The sequence below is a fragment of the Streptomyces sp. NPDC032940 genome, from assembly GCF_040636935.1.
Lineage (GTDB): Bacteria > Actinomycetota > Actinomycetes > Streptomycetales > Streptomycetaceae > Streptomyces.
Genome location: NZ_JBEZVJ010000005.1, coordinates 192,109 through 201,688, shown reverse-complemented (window position 1 = coordinate 201,688; position 9,580 = coordinate 192,109). Strand labels below are relative to the sequence as shown.

Below are 9,580 nucleotides of genomic sequence, written 5' to 3'. Positions count from 1 at the left end.
GGAGCTGGGGGTGGACTCGGTGAAGCAGGTGGAGCTGTTGTCGCGGGCGTCGGAGCACTTCGGGCTGCCGCCGCGGGGTGCGGACTTCCGGCTGGCGGACTACGAGACCCTCGACAAGATCGCCGACCTCATCCACCACGAACTGAGCGGCCATCGGCTCCAGGGCGCTTCGGCATGAGCGGGCGGACCGGAGGAACCACGTCCATGCAGGACCTCACCGGCAAGATCGCACTGGTCACGGGCGGCGCCCGCAACGTGGGCAAGGCCATCGCCGTCACCCTCGCCGACCGCGGCGCCCACGTCCTCGTCAACTACTTCCACTCGCACGAGCAGGCCAAGGAGACGGAGCGCGAACTGCGCGCCCGCGGCGCCCGGGTGGACCTGCTCCGCGCCTCCGTGGCCCGGCCCGAGCAGGTCGACCGGATGTTCGCCGAGATCGAGCAGCGGTTCGGCCGCCTCGACATCCTCGTCAACAACGCGGCCGACGGCGCGCTCGTCGCCGGCCCCGAGGTCACCGACGCCCATCTCGACAAGGCGCTCGACACCAACCTCAAGGGCGGCCTGCGCTGTGCCCGGGCGGCGCTCCCGCTGATGCGGCGGGCCGGCGGCGGTTCCGTCGTGAACATCTCCGCCCTGGGCGGCTCACAGCTCGTCATGGCGAACTACCTGGCCTGCGGCCCCGCGAAGGCCGCGGTCGAGGCGGCGGCACGCTACCTCGCCGTGGAGTTCGCGCCGTTCGGCATCCGGGTCAACACCGCCTCGGCGGCCATGCTCGTCAGCGAGGTCGCCGACGCCTTCCCCGACGCCGACGCGATGCAGGCCGCCGTCGCGGCGAGCACCCCGCTGGGCCGGCTGGGCACGCCCGAGGAGTTCGCCGAGGTCGTCGCCTTCCTCGCCTCCGACCGCGCCCGCTGGATCACCGGCCAGGTCGTCCTGGCCGACGGGGGGCTGTCCCTGGGGGCGCCCCTGCTCGCACCTCCGGCGAGCCTCCCGGCCGCTCCCGCACCGGCGGCGGTCACCGCCGGCCCGGACGCGGCTGTGCAGGCGGCGCCGGCCGCGCCCCGGCCCGCCGTCCCGGCCCCTGCGGAGGCCGACGCGGACGCCGATGCCGACGCGGACGCCGACGCGGACGCCGGCCTCCCCGAGGACGACGAGATAGCCGTCGTCGGCATGGGGCTCGTCGTCAGCGGAGCCGACAGTCCCGACGCCTTCTGGCAACTGCGCACCACGGGACGCGAGTTGTTCATCGAGGTGCCCGAGGACCGCTGGGACCGGGCCAGGTTCTCCTCGCCCGACCGGTCGGCCGAGGACAAGTCCTACCAGGACACCTGCGTGTTCATCACCGACTTCGAGCCGGGCCGGGCCGTCCTCGACGGCCTGTCGCAGTCGCCGGACGAGACCGAGCTGACCACCCTGTGGCTGCGCCACTCACTCGTCCAGGCCCTGGACGGGGTGCGCGTCGCCGACTCCGACCGGTTCTCCTTCCACGTCGGCTACACCGCCGACGGCAGCCAGCACCTGGAGGAGGCGGGCGTGCTGAACGCCGCCCGGCACCTCACCGAGGACATCGCCGCCGGCCTGGACCTCACGGAGGAGGCCCGCGCCCGCCTGGTGGGCCGCGTCGACCAGGTCCTCTCCGGCCGCTACCACCGGGGCGCCACCGACGCCCCGCGGTTCCTGCCCCATCAGGTGGGCCACACCGCGATGGCGGGCATCCTGCCGGACGACACCCAGCTCCAGATGGTCGACACGGCCTGCTCCTCCTCCCTCTACGCCATCGACATCGGCATCAAGGGCCTGCTGATGGGCAAGCAGGACATCGCGGTGTGCGGCGGCGCCTTCGCGCTGGCCCCGCGGGGGACCGTGCTGTTCTCCAAGCTCAAGGGCCTGTCCCAGCGCGGCGCGGTGCACGCCCTCGACGCCGACGCGGACGGCGTGATCTTCGCCGACGGAGCCGGCGTGGTCGTACTCAAGCGGCTCAGCCGGGCCAGGGCCGACGGGGACCGCGTCCTCGGCGTGCTCAAGGCGTTCGGATCCTCCTCGGACGGCAAGGGCAAGGCGATCTACGCGCCCAGCTCCACCGGGCAGAACCTGGCCGTGGAGCGGGCCCTGCAGGCCGGCGGCCTCGACGGGGCCGACGTCGACTGGGTCAACGCCCACGCCACCGGAACCCCGGCCGGCGACCTCGCGGAGTTCACCACGCTCCGGGAGCACTACGGCAACAGCCGCTCCACCGCCGTAACCTCCAACAAGTCGCTCATCGGGCACACCGGCTGGGCCGCGGGCGTGGTCTCGCTCATCGAGTCCGTCCTCGCGCTCCAGGGGGAGACGGTCCCCGGCCAGTACCGGTTCGCCGAGGCACCCGAGGCGTTCGAACTGGACCGCACGCGGCTGGAGATCTCCGGCAGCCCCAGGCCGTGGCCCGCCGTCCCCGGCCGGGCCCGCACGGCGGCGATCTCCGGCTTCGGCTTCGGCGGCACCAACGCGCACCTCGTCCTGAGCGAGGAGACGACGCCGGACGGCGGCTCCGAGGGCGCGGGACGCCGTACGGCCGCCGTGGCCCGGCCCGCGGCCGACCGCATCGCCGTGGTCGGCTGGTCGGTCAAGCTGCCCGGGATCGACGACCGCGACCAGGTCCTGCGATGGCTGGCCGGGGAACGGGACGTCGAGCAGAGCTTCGGGGAGCAGTATCCGGCGCCGCCCTTCCAGCAGGTGCGGATGCCTCCGGCGACGGTACGGACCATCGACCGCTGCCAGCTGATGATCCTGGCGTGTGCCCATGAACTCCGTGACCGGCTCGGCGACTTCTGGCAGCGGCACACCGAGCGCACCGGCGTGGTGGTCGGCCACATGGGCCCCACCCGCGCCGCCATGCTCTACGCCAACCGCTGCTACCTCGACGACATCGGGCACGCCCTGCGCCAGGACCCCGAACTCGCCGGCAGCGCGCAGCTCACGCCGCTGCTGGAGCGGATGCGCGAACGGGTCCGCGCCCTGGTCCCGCCGTCGAACGAGGACTCCTTCCCCGGGATGATGCCCAACATCATCTCGGCCCGGGTGGCGAACTACTTCGACCTCAAGGGGCCCAACATCACCGTGGACGCGGGACTCGCCTCGACGGTGTCGGCGTTCGCGACGGCCGTACGGTATCTGCGCAGCGGTGAGCTGGACTTCGTGCTCGCGGGCGGCATCAACGGCAACAGCCTGCCCGAACTCGGGGGCCTGCTCGGCGATGTCTTCGAGGAGCCGGTGCAACCGGCCGAGGGCGCCTTCCTGTTCGGGCTGACGACGGAGCGCGCCGCCAGGGAGGCCGGACTGCGCGTCCTCGGCTTCGTCGACGAGGCCGACGTGCGCGACGCCGACGCCGCCGTCACCGGCGAGGCGGCACCGGACGTCCTGGACTGCGGCTCGAGGGGCGGATACGGCCACTACCTCGGCGCCGCGGGCGGGGCGCAGATCCTGCGCGCCCTCCAGCGGACCGGCACCACCACGCGCGTCCAGTGCCGGGAGAACGGCCACGACCGCGCCACGCACCTCGTCGTCTCCGCGGGAGACCCGGCACCGGACCAGCAGGACGCGGAAGCCCTGCCGGCCGAGGCCGCGAAGACCGCCGTGCCCCGGGCCGCCGTGCCCGAGGCGGCCGAGCTGGAGGCCGCCGTGACCGGGGCCGCGAGGGCCGGTGGCACGAAGCCCGGTGCCGTCGAGCCCGGGGCTGTGACGGCCGGTGCCGTCGAGCGCGGTGCCGCGGAGCCCGGGGCCGTGACGGCCGGTGCCGTCGGGACCGGGGCCGCGGAAGGCGTGGTCGCGACGCCCGGTGCCGTCAAGCGCGAGGCCGTCATGACGGGGGCCGCTACGGCCGGTGCCGCCGCCGATCTCGTGGAGCGCTACGCCGTCACCCTCGCCCCCGCGCCCGCCGCTCCCCGCGGCCCGGTGCCCGCCGGGGTGCCCGACGGTGCGCTGGTCCTCACCGACCGTCCCGTCCTCGCCGGACACCTCGCCCGGAACGCGGCGGACTGCGCCGTGTTCAGCACCACGCCCGTCCCGGCCGGCCGGCCCGGGCTGCGGCAGGTGGCGAGCACCCCCGAGGGCGTACGCGCGGCACTCGACGCCCTGGACCGCCCGGTCCGCCACGTCGTCCTGGTCACCGACCTGACCGCGTCCGCGCCGCCGGACACGGCGCTGACCGCGGACCACCCCGGCCTGACCGCCCTGCACGACCTGGCCTTCCTCGTCGTACAGCAGCGGTACGCCGACCTCGGCGAGGCGCCCGCCTCCGTGGTGTTCGCCCTCCTCGGCGCCGAGCCGCAGGGCACCGTCCACCCGCTCGCCGGCCTCTTCACCGGCCTGCTGAAGTGCGTGAGTCTGGAACGCCCGGACGCCGCCTGCTTCGCCCTGCTGACCGCCACCGCCGATCCGGAGGAGGCGGCGGCGCTGATCGCCGCCGAGCGTGCCTGCGACCGGACCTTCCCGGTCGTCCACCGCGACGGGGAGGAACGCCGGGTGCCCACCCTCACCGCCCGGCCGGCCACCGCCGCCGAGGACCGGCCCGCCCCGCTGGACCGGGAGTCCGTGGTGGTCGCCCTGGGCGGGGCCCGCGGCATCACCGCCGAGCTGCTCACGGCGGTCGCCGAACGCCACGGCAGCCGGATCTACGCCCTCGGCAGCAACCCGGTCGACAGCTACCCGGCCGCGGCCTTCGAGGGCACGGACGAGGAGTTCGCGGCCACCCGGGCCCGGTACATCCGCGAGCAGCTCGCGGCGGGCGGCCGCACCGTCGCCGAGATCAACAGAAGTTTCGACCGCATGGCCGACGCGCGCGCCGCCCGGCGGAACCTGGACCGGATGGTCCGGCACAGCGGTGCGGGCCGGGTGACGTACCTGCACTGCGACGCACGGGACGAGGCGTCGGTGCGCCGCGCCCTCGACACCGTGCACGCCGCGCACGGCCGGATCGATCTGCTCGTCAACGCGCCCGGCCTGAACCGCTCCGCGCTCATCGAGGACAAGGACTTCGGCGAGTTCCGGAGCATCCGCGACCTCAAGCTGGTCGCGCACCGCAATCTGCATCGCGCGCTGGCCGGCCGTCCGCCGCGTCTGTGGTGCGACTTCGGGTCCCTGCTCGGCCACTTCGGGCAGCGCGGCGAGCCGGACTACGCCTCCGGCAACGACTACCTGGCCACGGCCGCCGCCTTCGCCGCGCGGACGACCGGCACCGACGAGTTCGTCATCGGCTGGACCCTCTGGGACGAGGTCGGGATGGGCGCGAACGAGCTGACCCGCGAGTACTTCAGGCGGGCGGGCTCCTACAGCCACATGCCGGTCGCCGAGGGCGTCCGGCACTTCCTGGCCGAACTCGGCGCAGCGGACCGCACCCCCTCGCTCGTGCACATGGGCACGGCGGAGAGGGCCACGGTGGAGTCGTTCTACCCCGGGTACCTCACCGGCCGGCCGGATGGCGCCGGGGAGCCGGGCGGGCCCGCCCGGGGCCGGTTCTATCTGCGCCGCACGGTCCCGGCGGACGCCGGCGACCACGAGGGCACGGTGCGGTTCGAGTGCCCCTTCGACCTGGACACCGACGGCTATCTCACCGGGCACCTGGTGCGCGGGGTGGCGACGCTGCCCGGCACCTTCGTCACCGAGATCGCCGCCGAGGCCGCCCTCGCCCTCGTGCCGGACGGCTGCGTGGTCGCCTTCGAGGACCTGCGCTTCCTGCACTTCCTCCAGGTCCGGGAGGGCGTCTCGCAGGCGCCCAAGCAGATCACGGCCCGGATCACCGAGCGGGTCGGCGAGCTCACCACCGTGGAGGTCTCCGTCACCCACGACGTGATCGCCCCGTCCGGCGTGCTGCTGGTCTCCGGAAAACCGCACTTCACCGTGCGGGTCCTGGTCGCCGACGCCTTCACCACGGCCCCCAAGTGGCAGCCGTGGGACACCGAGGGGGAACGGCCCGTCGTGGACCCCTACCACGAGCCGTCGGCCCCGGTCCTGCTCAGCGGACCCTTCCGGGCCACCACCGGCACCCGGCGCCACCGGCTGGGCGCCCGCGCGGTGTTCCGGCCGCGGCTGGACCCCGCCACCGGCCCCTGGCGGCAGTTCCTGATGCCGGCCGTGCTGCTGGACGCCCTGGCGCGGACCGGGGTGCTGGACCCGGTGGACGGGCTCGTCCCGGTCGCCGCCCCGCTGTCCGTCCGGCGCATCGACCTCTACCAGGGCGCCAACGACCTGGAGCTGGCGCAGACCCACGGAGCGCTGGACCTGTACGTCACCGAACCCGGGTTCTCGGCCGCGCCGCGGACCGGCAACCGGTTCGTCGCCGTCGCCCCCGGCGGTCACGTCGTCGCCCAGATGAAGGACCTGGACGCCACCGTGATCGGATACCTCGACCCGGAGACGGGCGACGTGCGTCCGCCCGAGCAGGGGCCGGCCGCGGCGGGGGAGCGTGCCGCATGACCACGCTCACGGGCCTTCCGCTCCTCGACGACCGTTCCGACGGCCCCTCCGGGGACCGGCCCTCGGCCGGCGCGGGCGCGGACGACGCCACGACCCGTCCGGTGAGCCGCATGCTGTGGCGGCTCACCCCCGCCCCCGCCCCGGAGGGCACCGAGGGCCTCGCCGGCCGACGGGTGCTCGTCCTCGGCGGCGACGCGCACGACGCGGAGCGGGTGCGCGGAGAACTGCGCGCCCTGGGTGCGACCGTGCTGCCCGGCCCCGCCGCCGCGCCCGGCCCGGTACCCGACACTCTGGTCGACCTGACGCTCGCGGAACGATTCTCACCCGATGCCGATGCCGATGCCGATGCCGATGCCGGTGCCGTCCCCGGCACCGGCCGATGGCGCACGGCGCTGCTGCGCACCTTCGACGCGCTGCGGCACTGCTACCCGGAGTGGAGCCGGGAGACCTCGGCACGGCGGCTCACCTATCTCGCCGTCACCTACCACGGCGGCGGCATGGGCTACCACCCCGACGACGACATCGCCCAGCCCCTCGGCGGACTGTGGGCGGGGCTGGCCAAGACGCTGCACCGGGAGCTGCCCAACTGCCGGGTGCGGGTCCTCGACGTCGCCCTCGGCGACCGCGCGGAGCTGCCCCGGCTCGTCGGCGACGAGCTGGGCCGGCCGGGCCTGACCGAGATCGGGATCCGGGACGGGCTGCGCTGGACCCTGACCCCGGACGCCGTACGCCCGGGACCGCCCGCCGTGCGCCTCGGCCCCGACGACACCGTGCTGGTCAGCGGCGGCAGCCGGGGCATCGGCATGGCGCTGGCGCGGCGGCTGTGCGCCGAGTCGGGCCTGCGCGTGGTGGTGACCGGACGCGGGCGGCTGCCCGCCGAGGACACCTGGGACGGCCACACGCCCGAGCGGCTCGGCGAGCGCCGGGCCGAGCTGTGGGCCGCGCACCGGCAGGGGCGTGCCGTGGCCGACATCCGCCGTGACATCGCACGGGCCGAGAGCACCTGGGAACTCGTCGGCCATCTGCGCTCCGCCCGCGCCGAGGGGCTGCGGCTGGAGTACCGGCAGTGCGACTTCACCGACCCCGGCCAGGTGCGGGCGCTCGTCGCCGGGCTGCCCGAGCTGACCGCGGTGGTGCACAACGCGGGCGTGGACCGGCCGACCCGGTTGCCCAACAAGTCCGACGAGGACGTGACCGCCGTGGTCGCGACCAAGGTCGACTCCTTCGTCCACCTGGTCCGGGCCCTCGGCGACCGGCCGCTGAAACTGCTGTGCACGGTCGGCTCGCTCACCGGGCGGCTCGGCGGCATGGTCGGCCAGTTCGACTACGCGGCCGCCAACGAGTGCCTGGCCCGCCTCGGCCTGTGGGCCGAACGGCGGCTGCCGTACCCGGTGATGACGCTGGCCTGGCCGACCTGGGCCCGGGTGGGACTCATCTCCAACTTCGAGGCCAGCCTGCGCTACATGGCGGCCCTCGACCTCTCCGAGGGCCTGGACCACTGGCAGGCGGAGCTGCGGGCCGGCAGCCGCGGCGAGATCACCTTCGTCGGTCCGCTGGGCCGCGCGCTGGACCCGGTGCAGGCCACCGGATACCCGGTGCCGCCGTCCCTGCCCGGGTACGCCGAGACCTACCCGAAGGTCTTCCACCTGGGCGAACCGGAGGTGTTCGGGCCGCACGAACGCCTGTGCTCCGTCGTCACGTTCGACCCCGCGACGAGCCCGGCGATCGGCGACTTCACCGTGCACGGCACGCCCGCCGTGCCGCTAGGCATGCTGCTGGAGAGCGCCGTGCGCGGCGCGGAGTGGGTGACCCCCGCCGACCTGCCCGGCCACGTCCTGCACGCGGTGGAGGAGCTGAGCGTCCCGTGGAGCGTGCTGCGCTGCCCGGGCGGCGGCCCGCTGCGCCTGCGCCGGGACGTCCGGGGGCGGCAGGGCACCGACGGCCGCTGGCGGGTGGACGTCACCTTCCGGCGGGTGGAGACCGCCGGCCCCGCGACGGAGGCCGCGGAGACGGCCGGCCTTCGGCTGGTCTTCGGCGAACCCGGCGCGGACGCCGCGCGGCCCGCGGCGCCCGGCCCGCGACGTCCGGCGGTCGGGCGTGGCACCGGCCCGGCCGGCACCACCCTGCTCACCGCGGCGCCCGTGCTCCGCTGGCACGGGCGGGTGGTACCGGTGGTCCGCTGGCGCCCCGACGGCGCGCACCGGATCGTCGCCGAGGCGGGCGACTGCACGGCACCCGACCTGTGGGTGGTGCCCCAGCCGCCCGCGTGCCTCGTGCCGGTCGCCGCGCTGGAGAACATCGTCCGCGCGGTCGCCGAGCGCACTCCCGGACTGTCCGTCACCCACGACCCGCTGACCGTCCGCCACCTCTCCTTCCCGGCGGCCGACGCTCGCGCCCGAGGACGTGTCCGCCTGGAAGGAGACCCGTCGCTCGGCGTCTGGCGTGCCCGGCACGCGGACAGCGGCCGGACCGTGCTGCGCATCCGCGGACTCACGGCCAACCGCATCTGACCACGACCACACCACGACCGCGTCACCCGATCCCTTCGAAGGAGTCCACGACATGAGCGACACCCAGCACGTCAGCGCCAACCGCAAGGTCCTCGAGCACTACTACGAGGAATGCCTCAACAAGGGCAACCTCGACGCCGTCTACGCCAAGGCCGTCCCGGACCACATCAGCCACGGCACCCGTGCCGACGGCTTCGACGGCGTGGAGCACCTCAAGGAGTGGGTCCGCATCCAGCGCGCCTCCTTCCCCGACCTGCACGTCGTCGTCGACGAGTGGATCGAGGAGGGCGAGAAGGTCGTCCAGCGGTTCACCGCCCGCGGCACCCACTCCGGCGTCGACTACTACGGCATCCCGGCGTCCGGCCGGAAGATCGAGATCTCCGGGATCGTCATCGACCACTTCGTCGACGGCAAGATCGTCGAGAGCTGGTTCTCCATGGACGGCATGGAGCTCGCCCAGCAGCTGGGCGCCCTGGGCTGACCCGCGCGGAGCCGCCGTACGGCTCCGCCTGCCGACCCCGGGCGGCCGGGGGCGTTCCCGTCGATGCCCGCCCCCGGCCGCCCGCGCAGTCCGAAGATCCTTCTCGAAAGGTAAACGGGTTGCCCGGTGGTGGCAGCGC

At 74.7% G+C, this 9,580-nt stretch carries 4 protein-coding genes; all 4 read left to right on the top strand.

Features of this window, described 5'->3' with window-relative positions; translation table 11 throughout:
• The first annotated feature begins 10 nt into the window (after positions 1 to 10).
• From AB0E77_RS09490 to AB0E77_RS09475, 4 genes are read left to right on the top strand one after another with little or no spacing between them, the layout of a single operon-like run.
• Positions 11 to 178, top strand: a complete 168-nt coding sequence (locus tag AB0E77_RS09490; protein ID WP_361568237.1) for a hypothetical protein — start codon at positions 11 to 13, stop codon at positions 176 to 178.
• A gap of 26 nt (positions 179 to 204) precedes the next feature.
• Positions 205 to 6,450 carry an SDR family oxidoreductase gene (locus AB0E77_RS09485; protein WP_361567930.1) on the top strand — a complete coding sequence of 2,082 codons (6,246 nt, stop codon included), beginning with the start codon at positions 205 to 207 and terminating at the stop codon, positions 6,448 to 6,450.
• The gene (locus AB0E77_RS09480; RefSeq protein ID WP_361567927.1) at positions 6,447 to 8,960 is read left to right on the top strand and encodes a KR domain-containing protein; all 2,514 of its coding nucleotides are present in this window, start codon (positions 6,447 to 6,449) and stop codon (positions 8,958 to 8,960) included. Before AB0E77_RS09485 ends, AB0E77_RS09480 begins: the two co-directional genes overlap by 4 nt.
• Positions 8,961 to 9,012: 52 nt before the next feature.
• A complete protein-coding gene (locus AB0E77_RS09475) occupies positions 9,013 to 9,441 on the top strand; it encodes an ester cyclase (protein WP_361567924.1) in 429 nt (142 codons plus the stop codon).
• Positions 9,442 to 9,580: the final 139 nt, after the last annotated feature.

What these genes read in the sequence shown, in the direction of transcription:
- AB0E77_RS09475 (WP_361567924.1), top strand. Translation starts at nt 9,013, where the DNA reads ATGAGCGACACCCAGCACGTCAGCGCCAACCGCAAGGTCCTCGAGCAC.
- AB0E77_RS09480 (WP_361567927.1), top strand. Translation starts at nt 6,447, where the DNA reads ATGACCACGCTCACGGGCCTTCCGCTCCTCGACGACCGTTCCGACGGC.
- AB0E77_RS09485 (WP_361567930.1), top strand. Translation starts at nt 205, where the DNA reads ATGCAGGACCTCACCGGCAAGATCGCACTGGTCACGGGCGGCGCCCGC.